The 15,675-nt window shown below is 71.8% G+C and carries 14 protein-coding genes and 1 pseudogene; 9 read left to right on the top strand and 6 right to left on the bottom strand.

Annotated features, from left to right (window positions below; genetic code table 11):
* Positions 1-280 precede the first annotated feature (280 nt).
* The 3 genes and pseudogenes from OG488_RS32930 to OG488_RS39335 all read left to right on the top strand — a co-directional run bounded on the left by OG488_RS32930 (position 281) and on the right by OG488_RS39335 (position 2,767).
* Positions 281-1,273: a LacI family DNA-binding transcriptional regulator gene (locus OG488_RS32930; protein WP_329239178.1), complete on the top strand. Its 993-nt coding sequence runs from the start codon at positions 281-283 to the stop codon at positions 1,271-1,273.
* 180 nt (positions 1,274-1,453) lie between these two features.
* Positions 1,454-1,996 (top strand): annotated as a pseudogene (locus OG488_RS39340) (RICIN domain-containing protein); the annotation flags it as partial.
* Positions 1,997-2,008: 12 nt separating this feature from the next.
* The gene (locus OG488_RS39335; RefSeq protein ID WP_405697918.1) at positions 2,009-2,767 is read left to right on the top strand and encodes a pectate lyase; all 759 of its coding nucleotides are present in this window, start codon (positions 2,009-2,011) and stop codon (positions 2,765-2,767) included.
* Between the two features lie 138 nt (positions 2,768-2,905).
* On the opposite strand, the gene OG488_RS32920 is transcribed toward OG488_RS39335, so the two are convergent.
* Positions 2,906-4,546: an ABC-F family ATP-binding cassette domain-containing protein gene (locus tag OG488_RS32920; RefSeq protein ID WP_329235833.1), complete on the bottom strand. Its 1,641-nt coding sequence runs from the start codon at positions 4,544-4,546 to the stop codon at positions 2,906-2,908.
* 107 nt (positions 4,547-4,653) lie between these two features.
* Between OG488_RS32920 and OG488_RS32915 the strand changes: the two genes are divergently transcribed.
* Positions 4,654-5,586 carry an FAD-dependent oxidoreductase gene (locus OG488_RS32915; RefSeq protein WP_329235831.1) on the top strand — a complete coding sequence of 311 codons (933 nt, stop codon included), beginning with the start codon at positions 4,654-4,656 and terminating at the stop codon, positions 5,584-5,586.
* 13 nt (positions 5,587-5,599) lie between these two features.
* Here OG488_RS32915 and OG488_RS32910 read toward each other — a convergent pair whose 3' ends face one another.
* Entirely contained in the window at positions 5,600-7,339 is a 1,740-nt protein-coding gene (locus OG488_RS32910; RefSeq protein ID WP_329235829.1) for a BCCT family transporter, read from the bottom strand.
* Between the two features lie 262 nt (positions 7,340-7,601).
* Here OG488_RS32910 and OG488_RS32905 point away from each other — a divergent pair, with 262 nt between their 5' ends.
* Complete coding sequence (locus tag OG488_RS32905) at positions 7,602-8,654, top strand: LacI family DNA-binding transcriptional regulator (RefSeq protein WP_329235828.1); 1,053 nt, start codon at positions 7,602-7,604, stop codon at positions 8,652-8,654.
* 63 nt (positions 8,655-8,717) lie between these two features.
* Here the strand turns inward: OG488_RS32905 and OG488_RS32900 are convergent, their stop codons facing one another.
* Together OG488_RS32900 and OG488_RS32895 are read right to left on the bottom strand one after the other, a co-directional pair.
* The gene (locus OG488_RS32900) at positions 8,718-9,605 is read right to left on the bottom strand and encodes an oxygenase MpaB family protein (RefSeq protein ID WP_329235826.1); all 888 of its coding nucleotides are present in this window, start codon (positions 9,603-9,605) and stop codon (positions 8,718-8,720) included.
* 127 nt (positions 9,606-9,732) lie between these two features.
* Positions 9,733-10,137, bottom strand: a complete 405-nt coding sequence (locus OG488_RS32895; protein ID WP_329235824.1) for a hypothetical protein — start codon at positions 10,135-10,137, stop codon at positions 9,733-9,735.
* A gap of 367 nt (positions 10,138-10,504) precedes the next feature.
* Here OG488_RS32895 and OG488_RS32890 point away from each other — a divergent pair, with 367 nt between their 5' ends.
* Positions 10,505-11,389, top strand: a complete 885-nt coding sequence (locus OG488_RS32890) for an oxygenase MpaB family protein (protein WP_329235822.1) — start codon at positions 10,505-10,507, stop codon at positions 11,387-11,389.
* Complete coding sequence (locus OG488_RS32885) at positions 11,386-12,825, top strand: aldehyde dehydrogenase family protein (RefSeq protein ID WP_329235819.1); 1,440 nt, start codon at positions 11,386-11,388, stop codon at positions 12,823-12,825. The genes OG488_RS32890 and OG488_RS32885 overlap by 4 nt, the downstream gene beginning before the upstream one ends.
* A gap of 6 nt (positions 12,826-12,831) precedes the next feature.
* On the opposite strand, the gene OG488_RS32880 is transcribed toward OG488_RS32885, so the two are convergent.
* Positions 12,832-13,464, bottom strand: a complete 633-nt coding sequence (locus OG488_RS32880; RefSeq protein ID WP_329235812.1) for a TetR/AcrR family transcriptional regulator — start codon at positions 13,462-13,464, stop codon at positions 12,832-12,834.
* A 107-nt stretch (positions 13,465-13,571) separates the two neighbouring features.
* On the opposite strand from OG488_RS32880, the gene OG488_RS32875 reads away from it, so the two are divergent.
* Positions 13,572-14,735 carry an acyl-CoA dehydrogenase family protein gene (locus OG488_RS32875; protein WP_329235809.1) on the top strand — a complete coding sequence of 388 codons (1,164 nt, stop codon included), beginning with the start codon at positions 13,572-13,574 and terminating at the stop codon, positions 14,733-14,735.
* 18 nt (positions 14,736-14,753) lie between these two features.
* Here OG488_RS32875 and OG488_RS32870 read toward each other — a convergent pair whose 3' ends face one another.
* The gene (locus tag OG488_RS32870) at positions 14,754-15,230 is read right to left on the bottom strand and encodes a macro domain-containing protein (RefSeq protein ID WP_329235806.1); all 477 of its coding nucleotides are present in this window, start codon (positions 15,228-15,230) and stop codon (positions 14,754-14,756) included.
* 69 nt (positions 15,231-15,299) lie between these two features.
* Between OG488_RS32870 and OG488_RS32865 the strand changes: the two genes are divergently transcribed.
* On the top strand, positions 15,300-15,653 hold the full coding sequence (locus tag OG488_RS32865) for a VOC family protein (RefSeq protein WP_329235803.1): 354 nt from the start codon (positions 15,300-15,302) through the stop codon (positions 15,651-15,653).
* Positions 15,654-15,675 lie beyond the last annotated feature (22 nt).

The following is a 15,675-nucleotide window of genomic DNA, read 5'->3' as shown; positions in this document are numbered from 1 at the left end:
GCGCACTCCCTTCTGACTCCCTGGCGGAGAGGACTGCCGATGTCCGGTACACGAAGACCCGCACGCACCGCCCCCGCCCCGCCGACGGGCCGACTCGTCCGCGCCGACGTCCGGCCCCCGCCGGCTCCCTGACGTACGCACCTTGGTGCAACCGGTTGCAGAACGTCGGACCGGGGCCGGCCATGATCGGGCGGACCCATGTGCACCGAGGGCCGGCAGGGGTACGTTTCGGAACGGGCGGCCGATGCCGCAGGGCGGGCAAGGGGAAGCAACCGTGGCGATGACCATCCGTGATGTCGCACAGGCCGCGGGGGTTCACGTCTCCACCGTCTCGCGCGCCTTCTCGGCCTCGCACCTGGTGAAGCGGGAGACCCGGGACCACGTCCTGGCGGTCGCCGCGGAGCTGGGCTACCAGCCCAATGAGACCGCACGGGCGCTGACCACGGGCCGCACCCGGAATCTCGGGCTGATCGTCTCGGACATCGCCAACCCGTTCTATCCGCCGCTCATCAAGGCGGCGCAGGCGTACGCCCGTGTCCGCGGCTACCAGGTCTTCGTGGCGGACACCGACGAGGACGTCCGGGCGGAGGAGGAGCTGATCCGGACCCTGTCGCGCCAGGTCGACGGCGTGGTCCTGGTCAGCCCCCGGCTGGCCAACGACGTCATCGCCCGGCTGGGCGGGGACCTGCCCTTCGTCCTGGTCAACCGTCAGGTGGCAGGGCTCTCCGCCGTCCTGATGGACGCGGCGCACGGCGCCACCCTCGCGGTGGACCACCTCGCAGGGCTCGGCCACGGCCACCTGGCCCTGGTCGGCGGCCCCCGAGGGTCGTGGACCAGCGCCGAGATGCGCCGGGCCGCGGGGGCCGCCGCCGCGGGCCGGGGGATCCGGCTCGACGTGCTCGGCCCCAACGCCCCGACGGAACAGGGCGGGATCGCCGCGACGGCCGCCGTACTGAGGACGGGCGCCACCGGCGTGATCGCCTACAACGACCTGGTCGCCATCGGCCTCATCGAGGGCCTGGACGACCGGGACGTGCGGGTGCCGCGTGACGTCAGCGTGGTCGGCGTGGACGACACCGTGGCCGGACGCCTGAACCGGCCACGGCTGACCACGGTCGTCATGCCGACCGCCCCGGCCGGTCGGACCGCGGTCGACCTGCTGATCCAGACCGTCGAGACAGGGGGCGCCGATCCGGCCACGGCGCAGACCACGCTGGCCACCTCACTGGTCGTCAGGGATTCCACCGCGGCACCTGCCCGGCCTGCCGACTGATCGTCCGCACCATTGTGTTGACCGCTCGACGTGGGTGACGTACCGTCACCGCTGTTCGCATACACGAACTCGGTTCATATTACGGAACATCGATTCCGGAGCCGGGAACAGCCTTCACCACCGCACCAACCACTGACAGGTGCCTGCGGAGGACGCCGCAGGCGGTGAAAGGAATAGCCAGTGCGTACAGAGAATCAGCACGTCAGAAGACGTGGCGGCCGTGCGGCCGCCACATTCGTCGCCGTGGTCTCCCTCATCGCGGCAGGCCTCACCGCGCTCTTCGCGACCGGATCCGCCTCGGCAGCCCCGGCTGCGGGCTCGTACAGCCTGGCGAACGCTGCCAGCGGTCTGTGTCTGGGCGTACCCGGCTCGAGCACCTCTGCGGGGACCCAGCTCGCCCAGAGCGCCTGCAACGGAGCCGCCAACCAGACCTGGAAGCTCACGGCGTCGGGCAGCGGCTACACCCTGGCCGCGGCGAACAGCGCCAAGTGCGCCGGTGTGCGGGACGCCTCCACCAGCGCGGGCAAGGCCGTGGAGCAGCAGAACTGCGGCGGTGGGGCCACGCAGGTGTGGACCCTGGCCTCGGTCAGCGGCAACACCTACCGCGTCGTGAACAGCAACGGCGGCAAGTGCCTGAACGTGAAGGACAGTTCGACGGCGTCGGGTGCACTGGTCCAGCAGAACTCCTGCGACTCGGTGAGCAGCAAGAGCTGGACCTTCACCGCTTCGGGCACCGTGCCCACGGACCCGCCCACCGACCCGACGGACCCGCCGACCGACCCCACCGACCCGCCCACGGACCGGCCCGCGTGGCCGACCGCCAACGGCAGCCAGGCGGTCTCCTCGACCATCAAGGTCTCGGGGACGTACGACGGCGGCATGAAGCGGCTGTACGGCAGTGGTGACCTCGGCAGCGGCGGTCAGGACGAGGACCAGCCCGCGCTGATCGAGCTGGCGGACGGCGCCACCCTGCAGAACGTCATCCTCGGCGCCCCGGCGGCCGACGGCGTGCACTGCTCGGGCGCCTGCACCATCAAGAACGTCTGGTGGGAGGACGTGGGCGAGGACGCCGCGACCTTCCGCGGCAGTTCCTCCTCGACGGTCCGCACGGTCGACGGGGGCGGTGCGAGGCTCGCGGAGGACAAGGTCCTCCAGCACAACGGGGCCGGCACGCTGATCGTCAAGAACTTCCAGGTCGACGACTTCGGGAAGCTGGTCCGCTCGTGCGGCAACTGCTCCACGCAGTACGGCCGGCACATCCAGCTCCAGAACATCTGGGCGACCACGCCCGGTGACTCGCTGGTGGGCATCAACACCAACTACGGCGACACGGCGCGGTTCTCGGACATCACCATCTACGACGACGGCGGCCGCGACCTGGACGTCTGCGTCAAGTACAAGGGCACGACGAGCGGCGAACCCAGCAAGATCGGGACGGGCGCCGACGGCACGAACTGCATCTACTCCTCGTCCGACATCACCTACGTCGACTGAGGCGTCCCGCGCACACGACAACCTGCCCGTCCCGGTCTCCGGGGCGGGCAGGTTGTCGTGTCAGGGTCTCGTGCCGGCTCGCGTACCAGGAGTTCGTGCCCGGACTCCCGTGCCCGGCTCGTACGCCCGGCTCCCGTCTCAGCCGGACTCGGTGACCTTGCCGTCGGCGACCTCGACCCGGCGGGTCGTACGGACGGCCTCCAGCATCCGCCGGTCGTGCGTGACCAGCAGCAGCGTCCCGGTGTACGCCTCCAGCGCCGACTCCAGCTGTTCGATCGCCGGAAGGTCCAGGTGGTTCGTCGGCTCGTCCAGGACCAGCAGGTTGACGCCCCTGCCCTGGAGGAGGGCGAGGCCCGCCCGGGTGCGCTCGCCGGGCGAGAGCGTGGTGGCGGGCCGCAGCACATGCGCCGCACGCAGACCGAACTTGGCGAGCAGGGTGCGCACCTCGGCCGGCTCGGTGTCCGGGACCGCGGCGCAGAAGGCCTCCAGCAGGCTCTCCGTGCCGTGGAACAGCTTGCGCGCCTGGTCCACCTCGCCCACCACGACGCCCGAGCCGAGCGAGGCGTGGCCCGCGTCGAGCGGCAGCCGGCCCAGCAGGGCGGCGAGCAGTGTGGACTTGCCCGCCCCGTTGGCCCCGGTGATGGCGACCCGGTCCGCCCAGTCGATCTGCAGGGTGGCGGGACCGAAGGAGAATCCGCCGCGGGTCACGGCGGCGTCCCGCAGCGTGGCCACGACGGATCCGGAGCGCGGCGCGGAGGCGATCTCCATCCGCAGCTCCCACTCCTTGCGCGGCTCCTCGACGACGTCGAGGCGCTCGATCATGCGCTGCGTCTGCTTGGCCTTCGCGGCCTGCTTCTCGCTGGCCTCGCTGCGGAACTTACGGCCGATCTTGTCGTTGTCGGTGGCCTTGCGGCGGGCGTTCTTGACGCCCTTGTCCATCCATCCGCGCTGCATCTGGGCCCGGCCCTCGAGCGCGGAGCGCTTGTCGGCGTACTCCTCGAACTCCTCACGGGCGTGCGTGCGCGCGCGCTCGCGCTCCTCCAGGTAGGAGGCGTAGCCACCGCCGTAGAGGTTGATCTCCTGCTGGGCGAGATCGAGTTCGAGGACCTTGGTGACCGTGCGCATCAGGAACTCACGGTCGTGGCTGACGACGACGGTGCCGGCGCGCAGCCCGGACACGAAGCGTTCCAGCCGCTCCAGGCCGTCGAGGTCCAGGTCGTTGGTGGGCTCGTCGAGCAGGAAGACGTCGTAGCGCGAGAGCAGCAGCGAGGCCAGACCGGCGCGGGCCGCCTGGCCGCCGGAGAGGGCCGTCATCGGGAGGTCGAGGCCGACGGTCAGGCCCAGCTCGGCGGCGACCTCCTCGGCGCGTTCGTCCAGGTCGGCGCCGCCGAGGGAGAGCCAGCGCTCCAGCGTCTCGGAGTACGCGTCGTCCGCGCCGGGTGCTCCGTCGACCAGGGCCTGGGTGGCGGCGTCCATCGCGGTCTGGGCGTCCGCGACCCCGGTACGGCGGGCGAGGAATTCCCGTACGGACTCGCCCGCGCGGCGCTCGGGCTCCTGCGGGAGGTGTCCGACGGTGGCGGTGGGCGGGGAGAGGCGCAGCTCGCCCTCCTCCGGACGGTCGAGCCCCGCGAGGAGGCGGAGCAGGGAGGATTTGCCCGCGCCGTTGGCTCCGACGAGACCGATCACGTCGCCGGGCGCGACCACGAGGTCGAGTCCCGCGAAGAGTGTGCGGTCGCCGTGCCCGGCGGCGAGTTCCTTGGCGACGAGAGTGGCAGTCATCAGGCTGACGATCCTAACGAACCGCGGCGGCCGTGCCGCCCGCCGGACCGGGGTGCGACCATGGCCTGTCCGGCCCCGGTACGCACGGGGGCGTCGCGAGGACAGGGGTGGGTGCGATGGCGGACGTGATCGTCGTGGGCGGCGGGGTCAGCGGGCTGACCACGGCGCTGCTGCTGGCCGAGCGCGGCCTGCGCGTGCGGGTCTGGTCCAGGGATCCGGCCTCGGCGACGACCTCGGCCGTGGCCGGGGCGCTCTGGTGGCCGTACCGGATCGAGCCAGCGGCACTGGTCGGCGCATGGTCGCTCGAGACCCTCCGCGTGTACGAGGAACTGGCCGCCGACCCGTCCCGGACCGGGGTGCGCATGGTCGCGGGGGTGCACGAGGGAGAGCGTCTCGCCGCACTGGGGCCGTGGGCCCGCCGGCTGGAGGGCGCCTCCCAGGTGGCCGAGGGCCTGCGGGTGACGCTTCCGCTGATCGACATGCCGGCCCACCTGCGCTGGCTGGAGGACCGGCTCGCCGCGGCCGGGGGCGTGGTCGAGCGGCGTACGGTGCGCGGCCTCGCCGAGGCGGCGGCCGAGGCGCCGGTGGTGGTCAACTGCACCGGGCTCGGCGCCCGCGAGCTGGTCCCGGATCCCGGGGTGCGGCCGGTCCGTGGTCAGCTCGTGGTGGTGGAGAACCCGGGCATCGACGAGTGGTACACCGCGGCGGACCCCGCGTCGAGCGCCACGACGTATCTCTTCCCGCAGCCGGGCGGGCTGGTGCTGGGCGGCACGGCGGAGACCGACGACACGCGGACGGAGCCCGATCCGCGTACGGCCGAGGAGATCGTGGCGCGTTGCGCACGGGTGCGGCCCGAGATCGCGGGCGCCCGTGTCATCGGCCACCGGGTGGGGCTGCGTCCCGCCCGGGACGCCGGGGTGCGCATCGAGGCGGAGGAGTTGCCGGGCGGCGGCCTGCTGGTGCACAACTACGGCCACGGCGGCGCCGGGGTCACGGTCGCCCGGGGCTGCGCGCGGGCTGCGGCCCAGCTGGTGGGCTGAGCCGCAGCGCCGGTCAGGCCGGGGGCTCGTCCTTGTGCCGTTCGTCCGACGTGACCTCCGCGGGCCCGGGCCCGATCCGGATCTCGAAGTCCCCGTCGTACTTCGCGTGTCCCTGGATGACCGCCGTCTCGACGGCCTCCACGCCGAACTCCCTGCGGACGATCATCGGGTCCTGGCGCAGGTCCCTCATCAGGGCCACGCACATGCCGATCATGACGATGGTGAACGGCGCGGCCACGAGAATGGTCAGGTTCTGCAGGCCTGCCAGTGCGTCGCCCTGGCCGTCGCCGATGAGCAGCATGACGGCCGCCACGGCACCGGTGACGACGCCCCAGAAGATCACGACCCACTTCGCGGGTTCGAGGACGCCCTTCTGGGAGAGGGTGCCCATGACGATCGACGCGGCGTCGGCGCCCGAGACGAAGAAGATCCCGACCAGGACCATCACGAGGATGCTCATGAGGGTGGCGACCGGGAACTGCTGCAGGACGCCGAAGAGCTGCGCCTCCGGGGTGTCGCCGACGCCCTTGAGCTGTCCCGCCTCCTCCAGCCGGATCGCCGAGCCGCCGAAGACGGCGAACCAGATCAGGCTGACCGTGCTGGGCACGAGGATCACGCCGCCGACGAACTGGCGGATCGTCCGGCCGCGGCTGATCCTCGCGATGAACATGCCGACGAAGGGCGTCCAGGAGATCCACCACGCCCAGTAGAAGACCGTCCAGCTGGCGAGCCAGTCGGCCACCGCCCCTTCCCCGGTGGCCTCCGTGCGCCCGGCGAGCTGGGCGAGGTCACCGAAGTACGCGGCGATGGAGGTGGGCAGCAGGTCGAGCACGATGATCGTCGGCCCCGCGATGAAGACGAAGACCACCAGGATCAGGGCGAGCACCATGTTGATGTTGGACAGCCACTGGATGCCCTTCTCGACCCCGGACACGGCGGAGGCGACGAAGGCGACCGTCAGCACGGCGATGATGGCGACCAGGAGACCCGTGCCGGTCTTCTCCATCCAGTTGAGCTCCTGGAAACCGCTGCCGATCTGGAGCGCGCCGAGCCCGAGCGAGGCGGCGGAGCCGAAGAGCGTGGCGAAGATGGCGAGGATGTCGATGATCCGGCCGACGGTTCCGTGGGCGCGCTTCTCGCCGATGAGCGGGACGAAGACGGAGCTGATCGTCTGCCTCCGGTGCCGGCGGTAGGCGCTGTACGCGATGGCGAGCCCGACGACCGCGTAGATCGCCCAGGGGTGCAGGGTCCAGTGGAAGAGGGTGGTGGCCATCGCCGTCTGCATCGCCTCGGCGGCGTCCGCGGGGCGCGTTCCGGGCGGCGGATCGGCGAAGTGGGCCAGCGGCTCGCTGACGCCGTAGAACATCAGGCCGATCCCCATGCCGGCGCTGAACATCATCGCGACCCAGGAGACCGTGCGGAATTCGGGTTCCTCGCCCTCCTGCCCGAGCGAGATCGTCCCGTACCGGCTGATCGCGAGCCAGAGGGCGAAGACCACGAAACCGGAGGCCGCCAGCATGAAGGCCCAGCCGCCGTTGTGGATGAGGCCGTTCAGCAGCCTGCTGGAGACGCTCTCCAGCGAATCGGTGGCTGTGGAACCCCAGACCACGAAGGCGACGGTGAGCACCGCGGTGACGCCGAAGACCACCCGGTCGGTCGAGGCGCGCCGGCCGTGGTGCGGGTCGCTGGGTAGATCGGCGGTGACGGGGAGATAGTCCCCCCGCCCGCCGGTTCCCTGCTCGTCGTGTGACACAGATGGCACCTTTCACGCAGTGCGAAATTTCGCTCTCCGTAGGCAGTACCACACGGAGCGCGCATCTGACGGGACCAACGAGCCGTGCCGTTGTGACCACATATGAGGCAATTTGCCATCATGGGCCGGGCGATCACCCGTCCGACCGCCGGGGACCGGGCGGCTAGGCTGACGGCGTTCGCGCCGAACCCCGGTCCGTTCGCGCCGAACCCGCCGGTTCCAGCCGTTCCCCGACGGGGTGCGCGTGTACGAGGAGCGACTCTTGCCCGACCCGAACACCGACCCCCAGCGTGACGCCCGCCCCACCCTGGAGGCCGTGGCGGCCGCCGCCGGTGTGTCCAGGGCGACGGCCTCACGTGTCGTCAACGGCGGTGCCGGAGTACGGCAGCCCCTGGTGGACAAGGTGCGCAAGGCGGTCGACGAGCTCGGCTACATCCCGAACCACGCGGCGCGGACGCTGGTCACCCGGCGCAACGGCGCGGTCGCCGTGATCATCGACGAACCCGAGTTCCGGATCTTCTCCGACCCGTTCTTTTCCCGCCAGATCCGTGGGATCAGCCGCGAGCTCAACGCCCACGACGCGCAGCTCGTCCTGCTCCTGGTGGAGGGCAGCGGCGACTTCGACCGGGTCACCCGCTACCTGGCCGGTGGCCATGTGGACGGCGTGCTGGCCTTCTCGCTGCACACCGACGACGAACTGCCCGCGATCATCCGGCGGTTCCGGGTCCCGACGGTCTACGGAGGCCGGCCGGAGCACCCTCGCACCGAGGCCGGGGACGCACCACAGGTACCGTACGTCGACTGCGACAACCGGGGCGGCGCCCGCGAAGCCGTACGCCATCTCGTCTCGCTCGGGCGGCGTCGTGTCGCGCACATCGCCGGTCCCCGCGACCAGACATCAGCGCTCGACCGGATCGACGGGTACCACGACGTGCTCCCCGACGCGGAGCCGGATCTCGTCGAGGAGGGGGACTTCACCGTCGAGGGCGGGGCCCGGGCCATGGCCCGCCTGCTGGACGCCCGCCCCGATCTCGACGCCGTCTTCGTGTCCAACGACATGATGGCCTCGGGTGCGCTGAGGGTGCTCCGCGAGCGGGGTGTCCGCGTTCCGGAGGACGTGGCCGTCGTCGGATTCGACGACATGACCTCGGTGGCGGAGGCGACCGAACCACCGCTGACGACGATACGTCAGGACGTCGAGGGCATGGGGCGGTTGATGGTGCGGCTGCTGATGGAACGGCTGAACAGCGGCACGGGTGACTGGCCCGAGTCCGTGATCACCCCGACCGAACTGATCCGCCGCGCCTCGGCCTGAGCGGCCCGCTTCCGGGGACGGCGAGGCGAGCCGGGAGCCTCGCGTGCCACCGGTCCGCCCGGCTCACCCCCGCGTGCCGGGCCTTCCACCCGGGGTCGCCGGGCCCGCTCGCCACTCGGCCCGCGCCGTCCTGGCGCGGGGCAGATAGCGCAGCCGCTCCGGGAGCACCGGCACGATCCGGCGCACCACGGCTCCGAAGCGCCGCAGGCGCCGCTCCTGCTCCGGGGTCCAGTCGAGCCCGAGGGCCTCGCGGGCGTCGGGCGGCATCAGCCCGACGGTGAGGAAGCTGCGGAACCGGGCCAGCGGCGGGAGCAGTACCGGCCACAGAGCCTTCAGGAGCAGCCGCAGGAGGAGGGGCCCGCGGTCCGGCGGTGGCACAGCGGCGTCCGCGGCCACCAGTTCCCGTACGACGACGGTCGCCTCCACCTCGTCGGCCAGCATCCTGCGGTAGTAGGGCCAGAACTCCTCGATCGTCTGCGGCATGTGCCGGTCGTGGATGCCCAGGATCCGGCCGACCTGGAGCCACTCCCGGTACAGGGCTCGCTCCTGGGCGTCGGTCAGGGGGCGGACGAGGTAGCGCGACGCGTGCTGGTAGACGGGGAAGCCGGTGGCGTGCACCCATGCGTAGTTCGCGGGCGTGAGCGCGTGGTAGCGGCGGCCCCTGGTGTCGGTGCCCTGGATGGTGCGGTGCAGCTTCCTGAGCCTGCGGCCCTCCTCCGCCGCGGCCTCTCCCCCGTACACCCAGAGCTGGAGTGAGCTCAGGGAGCGCTCACCGCGCCCCCAGGGGTCCGTACGGAAGACCGAGTGGTCGTCGACGCCGGCTCCGACGGCCGGGTGGGCGACCTGGAGGGTGAGGGCGGCGGGCAGCATCAGCAGTCCGCGGATGTCACCGGCGAGGCTCCACAGGACGCCGCCCGGCGGGGGCGGTGAAGGCTCTCCTGTGCTGGTCATGCGGGTGCTCCCAGGGATCGGCGGGTGCTCGGACCGTGCGGGGGCCCGTCCGTAATCCAGTATGCGATCACCCCGATGACACCGTCACCTCGCCGGTGCGGCGGGGTGCGGGCCGGCGGGACCGGGTTCACGCCTCGTCGCCGTGGGTGAGGTGACCGTCGGCGACCCGCCAGTAGTGCCGGTGATCGGTCAGTCGCCAGGTCTCGTCGGCGGCGACCGCCCGCGCGATCCGCTCATGGAGCTGCGGGAGGGCCTGGGCGCGCAGAACAGCGCGGGTGGCGGCGCGTTCGGTGGCATCGACCGGGTGGACGTCCACCTGGAAGCCGACCGAGTCCGGGTGGACGCCCCTGCCGTAGGTGCGGGGCCTCGGAGCGGTCCACGCGACTCCGAGGCGGATGGTCCCGCTGTCCTGCCCGGTGAGGAAGTGCAGGTCCGTGACGCGCGCGGCGTACACCCCGAGGCACTCGCTGATGTCGGTGCTGGTCAGGGGCCAGGCGCGGTGCCGGGGCAGCCTTCGGTTGCGTGCAGACATGCCAGGAAGAATGACAGAAGGCCGCGGTCGGCCCATGGCGAGGGTCTCCACCGGCAGTCCCTGCGTCGAGGCCCTCCTCGAACCGCCGGTCGCCCCGGAGGCGCGCCGGCGTCGCGTCCGTCCGTGCCCGTGCGCGCCCCGTGCTCGAATCTGTGTCAGCACGGTTGACGCACCTCGTGAAACAAGTCAATAGTATTTGTAACTTTGACTCTCATGGGGAGAGGGCCTTCGCATGCCCGATGCGACAGGGGAGTTGAGCTCTGAGGGCGGGCCAGGTCCTCGTCGACGACGGCGATGCCCACCGCACCGGCCTCACCGAGAGCCCCGCACGGCGAATGCCCGCCCCGACCACAGGAGGTCGCACACCATGGGCCGCTACAGCCGACTGCGTGAGATCCGCCGGATGGATCCCGCCCGCGACTGCGCCGAGATACTCCGGCTGATGTCCCAGTACGAGTTCCCCTGGGACTACCGGCAGGGCGTCAGCGTCGCTTTCCTGCGCGACTACGGCGTGCCGCGGATCTCCCTGCTGCTCGACCGCACCCAGGAGTTCGAGCGCAACGGGCAGAAGCGCTACGACGACACCGTCCTGTTCGGGTACGAGATGGCGGCCGAGGGGTTCGACTCGGAGCGGGCCCGCGCCGCGGCCCGTCATCTCAACCGGATCCACGGCAGGTACCGCATCCCCAACGAGGACTACCTCTATGTGCTGGCCACCACGGTCGTCGGCCCCAAACGCTGGATCGACCGCTTCGGATGGCGGCCGCTGTGCGCCCAGGAGACGGCGGCGCTGGCAGAGGTGGGGCGGCGGATGGCCGCCATGATGGGCATCGAGGGCGCTCCGGGCACCTACGAGGAGTTCGAGAAGCTGCTCGACTCCTACGAGGCACGGATGTTCGCGTACGACCCGGCGAACCGCCGTGTCGCCAACGCCACCTTCCGTGTCATGGCCGCGTGGTACCCGGCCCCGCTGCGCCCCCTGGTCGCGCGGCTCTCCCTCGCGCTGCTGGACGAGCCGTTACTGCGGGCGCTGGGTTTCCCGGAACAGCCCCGGTGGGTGCGCCGGGCCGCCGTCCGTGCGGTGCGCGCCCGGTCGCGCGGCGTACGCCTGCTGCCGGCCCGGCCCCGGTGGCTGCCCTCCCGGCCCCGGCCGCGCAGCTACCCCTTCGGATACCGGCTCGACGATCTCGGTCCCCACTGGGCGCAGAGCCGTCCGCTGGAGCCCCTGCCCCTACCCCTGGAGACGTCATGACGACCCGCACCGACCGCCCGGAGCACACCCTCGACGACATCCGCGCCGCGGTGGCGCGGGCCAGGAGCGCCGGCCTGGGCTGGGCCGCGCTCGAGGCGCGCGAGCGGCGTGCGGCTCTGCTGCGATGGAAGCGCGAACTGGCGCGACGCACCGATGAGTTCGCCGAGGTGATCGCGGCCGAGACGGGGAAGCCGGTCCACGACGCGCGCTCCGAGGTGCTGCTCACGCTGGTCCATCTGGACTGGGCCGCGCGCAACGCCCACCGCGTGCTGGGCCGGCGACGGGTGCGCTCCGGTCTCCTGTCGGTCCATCAGCGGGCCCTGCTGGCCTACCGTCCCCTCGGCGTCATCGGCGTCATCGGTCCGTGGAACTATCCGCTGTACACACCGATGGGCTCGATCGGCTACGCCCTCGCGGCGGGCAACGCCGTGGTGTTCAAGCCGTCCGAGCTCACCCCGGAGGTGGGGATCCTGCTGGCCCGGAGCTTCGGGGAAGCCGTACCGGACCACACGGACCTGCTGCGGACGGTCACCGGCCCGGGGTCCACCGGGGCCGCCCTGGCCGGTGCGGAAGGGCCGTCCGGCGTGGACAAGGTCGCCTTCACGGGCTCCCCCGGCACCGCCCGCAAGGTCGCGGCCGCCTGCGCGGCCACGCTCACGCCGCTGCTCGCCGAGTGCGGGGGCAAGGACGCGGTGCTGGTCTCGGCGGACGCCGATCTGGACGCGGCGGCCGACGCGATCGTGTGGGGAGCGATGAGCAACGCCGGCCAGACCTGCGCCGGCGTGGAGCGGGTGTACGCCGAGGCCTCGGTGCACGAGGCCCTGTGCGCGCGCATCGTGAGCCGGGCACGGGCGCTGACGCCTGGGGACACGTACGGTCCGCTCATCCTGCCGTCCCAGCTCGCCGTGGTCGAGCGCCATGTGAAGCAGGCACTGGTGGACGGCGGCAGCGCCGAGCTGGGCGGCCCCGACTCCGTGCGGGACCGGGTGCTCGGACCGGTGGTGCTGTCGGGCGTGCCGGAGGACTCACCCGCGGTGACGGAGGAGACGTTCGGCCCGGTCGTCGTGGTGAACCCGGTGCGGGACATGGACGAGGCCGTGGAGCGTGCCAACGCGTCGGCGTACGCGCTGGGCGCCGCCGTGTTCACCCGTTCCGCGGCGGCGGGGCTCGCCCTGGCCGAACGCCTCGGCTCCGGCGCGGTGTCGGTGAACTCGGTGCTCGGCTTCGCCGCGATCCCCTCCCTGCCCTTCGGCGGTGCCGGCGAGTCGGGGTACGGGCGGATCCACGGCGAGGAGGGGCTGCGCGCCTTCGCGGCTCCCCGCTCCGTCACCGTGCGGCGGTTCGCACCGGCGGTGGACCTGACGTCCTTCGCCACGCCCCGGGAGAAGGTCGCCCGGGCCGTCGAGCTCGGCAGGAAGCTGCACGCCCGGTTCTGAGGGCGGTCACCCGGCGCTGAGGAGCGGCACCAGGTAGCGGCGGGCGAAGTCGCCCACCTGCGCGTCGTCGTCCAGCTCGAAGCAGCTCACCGGGTTGAGGAGGAAGGAGACGGTGATCCGCACCATCAGTTCGGCGACCGGTGTCGGATCCGTCTCCGGACGCCCTTCGGCGCGCTGCGCGTGGCGGAGCCGGTCCGACAGGTACTCCCGCATGGCGAGGAAGGCGGGGCCGCTCTCCAGAGTGAGGAAGGGGAGCATGATCTCCGGCTCCAGCCTCAGCAGCCCGCCGACCAGCGGGTGTTCACGGATGTGCTTGAGGACGGCGACGAAGCCGGCGACGAGCCGGTCCTCCATGGTGGGCAGAGCGGCCACCGCCTCGTCCACGTCGACGACGAACCGGCGGTACTCACGCAGCAGGCAGGCGGAGACCAGGCTGTCCTTGTTGCCGATCCGCCGGTACACGGTGACCCGGGAGACCTTGGCGCGCTTGGCCACGTCGTCGACGGTCGAGCGGCGCAGCCCGAAGGTCATGAACTGCTCACGTGCCGCGTCCAGGATCTGCTCGCTCAGCGCGTCGGACGGCGGCGTCTCGACGAGCGCCCTGGCCAGCAGTGCCTCGTTGGTGTCCGGTGCCGCCATGAGCCCTCCCCGTTCGGTGCACTCACCCCACCATACCGACACTGCAACAGTGTCACTCCGCATGTCTCTCTGTAGCCCTTCTCCGCACCCCTTTCCGGAGGTACTCCTTGTCGACCACCCATGCCCTCCCCCGCTCCCTCTCCGCGGAGCAACGGGACTTCGTCACGGCCCTGCGGGACTTCGCCCGGCGTGAGTGCGGTACGCGTGAGCAGCGTGACGCGCTGGCGGCGGAGACGGGCGGCCCGCACGCCCCGTCGCTCTACGCCCGGCTGGCCGAGCTCGGCTGGCTCGGGGTGTGCCTGCCCGAGGCGTACGGCGGCGCGGGCGGCGGGATGACGGACGCCTGCCTGTTCCTGCGGGAGACCTCGCGCGGCCTCGTGCCGGCGGGCGGGTTCATCACCTCGGTGATCACCGCGAAGGCCTACGAACGGTTCGGCAGCGAGGCACAGTGCAAGGCGGCCGTCGGTGGCGCGGTGGCCGGACAGGTGCTGTCCATAGCGATGTCGGAGCCGGGCGCCGGATCGGACGTGGCGGCGCTGCGGTGCAAGGCCGGACGCGCGCCGGACGGCGGCTGGCTGGTCGACGGCCACAAGACGTGGATCTCCAACGCGCATCTGGCCGAGCACATCCTGCTGGTGGCCAGAACCGGCACGGGCGGGGCGAAGCACGAGGGCCTGACCATGTTCCACGTCCCGGCCCGCACCCCGGGGATCGACATCCGGCCGATCGGGACGATGGGCGGACGCGAGGTCAACGACGTCTTCCTCACCGGTGTCCGGCTGCCCGCCGACGCCGTGGTCGGCACGGCCGACCACGCGTGGTCCCAGCTGATGGCAGGCCTCGACGCCGAACGGCTCTTCCTGGCGGCGAACATGCTGGGCCTGGCGGAGCGGATCCTGGACGACACCGTCGCGTACGTGCGGGGACGCGAGCAGTTCGGCCGCCCGGTCGGCTCCTTCCAGGCGCTGCGGCACCGGCTGGCCGACCTGGCGACGGAGATCGAGTGCGCGCGGCTGCTCGTCTTCGACGTCGCGGCGGCCTGCGACGCCGAGCCGGAGAAGACGTTCCCCCGCGAGGCGTCCATGGCGAAGCTCAAGGCCACCGAGACGGCCAAGCACGCGGCGCTGGAGGGCATGCAGATGATGGGCGGCTACGGCTACGCGACCGAGTACGACATGGAGCGGCATCTGCGGGCTGCGGTCGTGTCGACGGTGTACGGCGGCACGAGTGAGATCCAGCGCGACATCATCGGCAGGAGCTACGGCCTCTGAGGGCGCGCCGGGCGGCGCTCACCCGTGGTCGTACACCGTCACACCGATGCCCCGGCCCACCAGCCGCTCGGTGACGAGGGGTTCGACCCTGGACCAGGTCCCGCCCGCGAGACCGCAGCCGATCCTGGGCATGTGGACCGAGGCACCGAGCTCGGCGGCCCGCACGGCCACCTTCCGCAGTCCCTCGTCGATCGCCTCGTAACGCACCGGCACGCCCTTGCTGCCGGTGCGTATCCCCCGCTGGCCCACGACGTTGGCCACCCAGACGTACGGCTCGGCCTGGACGAACTGCACGGCTCCCAGCCCGAAGTCGTTGCCCGAACGCCCCCGGTGCCACCGGCGGTAGGCGGCTTCCGGCTCGGACCAGCGGCGGGACAGGGCCAGGACGAAGCCCTTGCCCCAGCCGCCCAGGTCGTTGCAGACGTGCACGATCAGCTTGACGCCCTTGCCCTGCGGAGCGGTGGCGTCCCCCCGTACATACGTGATCCCCGGCATGTCCCCAGCGTACGGACCGTCACTGACACCGATACTCGTAGTGGGTTCCGGTTCTGGCAGGATCGCGGCATGGAACGTGTGCGGGGAATCGGCGGGTACTTCATGCGGGCTTCCGAACCGACGGCCCTGAGCGCGTGGTATCGCGACTGCCTCGGCCTGGACACGGATGAGCACGGTCGGTGGCTCCAGGAGGCCGGGCCGACGGTGATGGCGACGTTCGGGTCCGACACCGGGTACTTCGGTTCCCGGGACCAGCGGACCATGCTCAACTTCCGCGTCCGCGACCTGGACGCGATGATCGCGCAGCTGCGTGCCCGGGGAGCGGACGTGGCGGAGGAGACACAGGACCTGGAGGGTGTGGGTCGCTTCGGCTGGGTGACCGACCCCGAGGGCAACCGGGTCGAGCTGTGGCAGCCGGCCTGACCCCGCTCCCGCGCGGGCGGTG

The organism is Streptomyces sp. NBC_01460, assembly GCF_036227405.1.
Classification (GTDB): Bacteria; Actinomycetota; Actinomycetes; order Streptomycetales; family Streptomycetaceae; genus Streptomyces.
Note: the sequence above shows the minus strand (reverse complement) of the source record. Positions and strands in the feature narration are given on the sequence as shown.

Coding starts and splice junctions, on each gene's coding strand:
- OG488_RS32870 (WP_329235806.1), bottom strand. CDS start 15,230: ATGCCGGGGATCACGTATGTACGGGGGGACGCCACCGCTCCGCAGGGC.
- OG488_RS32900 (WP_329235826.1), bottom strand. CDS start 9,605: ATGACCAGCACAGGAGAGCCTTCACCGCCCCCGCCGGGCGGCGTCCTG.
- OG488_RS32885 (WP_329235819.1), top strand. CDS start 11,386: ATGACGACCCGCACCGACCGCCCGGAGCACACCCTCGACGACATCCGC.
- OG488_RS32920 (WP_329235833.1), bottom strand. CDS start 4,546: ATGACTGCCACTCTCGTCGCCAAGGAACTCGCCGCCGGGCACGGCGAC.
- OG488_RS32890 (WP_329235822.1), top strand. CDS start 10,505: ATGGGCCGCTACAGCCGACTGCGTGAGATCCGCCGGATGGATCCCGCC.
- OG488_RS32930 (WP_329239178.1), top strand. CDS start 281: ATGACCATCCGTGATGTCGCACAGGCCGCGGGGGTTCACGTCTCCACC.
- OG488_RS32865 (WP_329235803.1), top strand. CDS start 15,300: ATGGAACGTGTGCGGGGAATCGGCGGGTACTTCATGCGGGCTTCCGAA.
- OG488_RS32880 (WP_329235812.1), bottom strand. CDS start 13,464: ATGGCGGCACCGGACACCAACGAGGCACTGCTGGCCAGGGCGCTCGTC.
- OG488_RS32895 (WP_329235824.1), bottom strand. CDS start 10,137: ATGTCTGCACGCAACCGAAGGCTGCCCCGGCACCGCGCCTGGCCCCTG.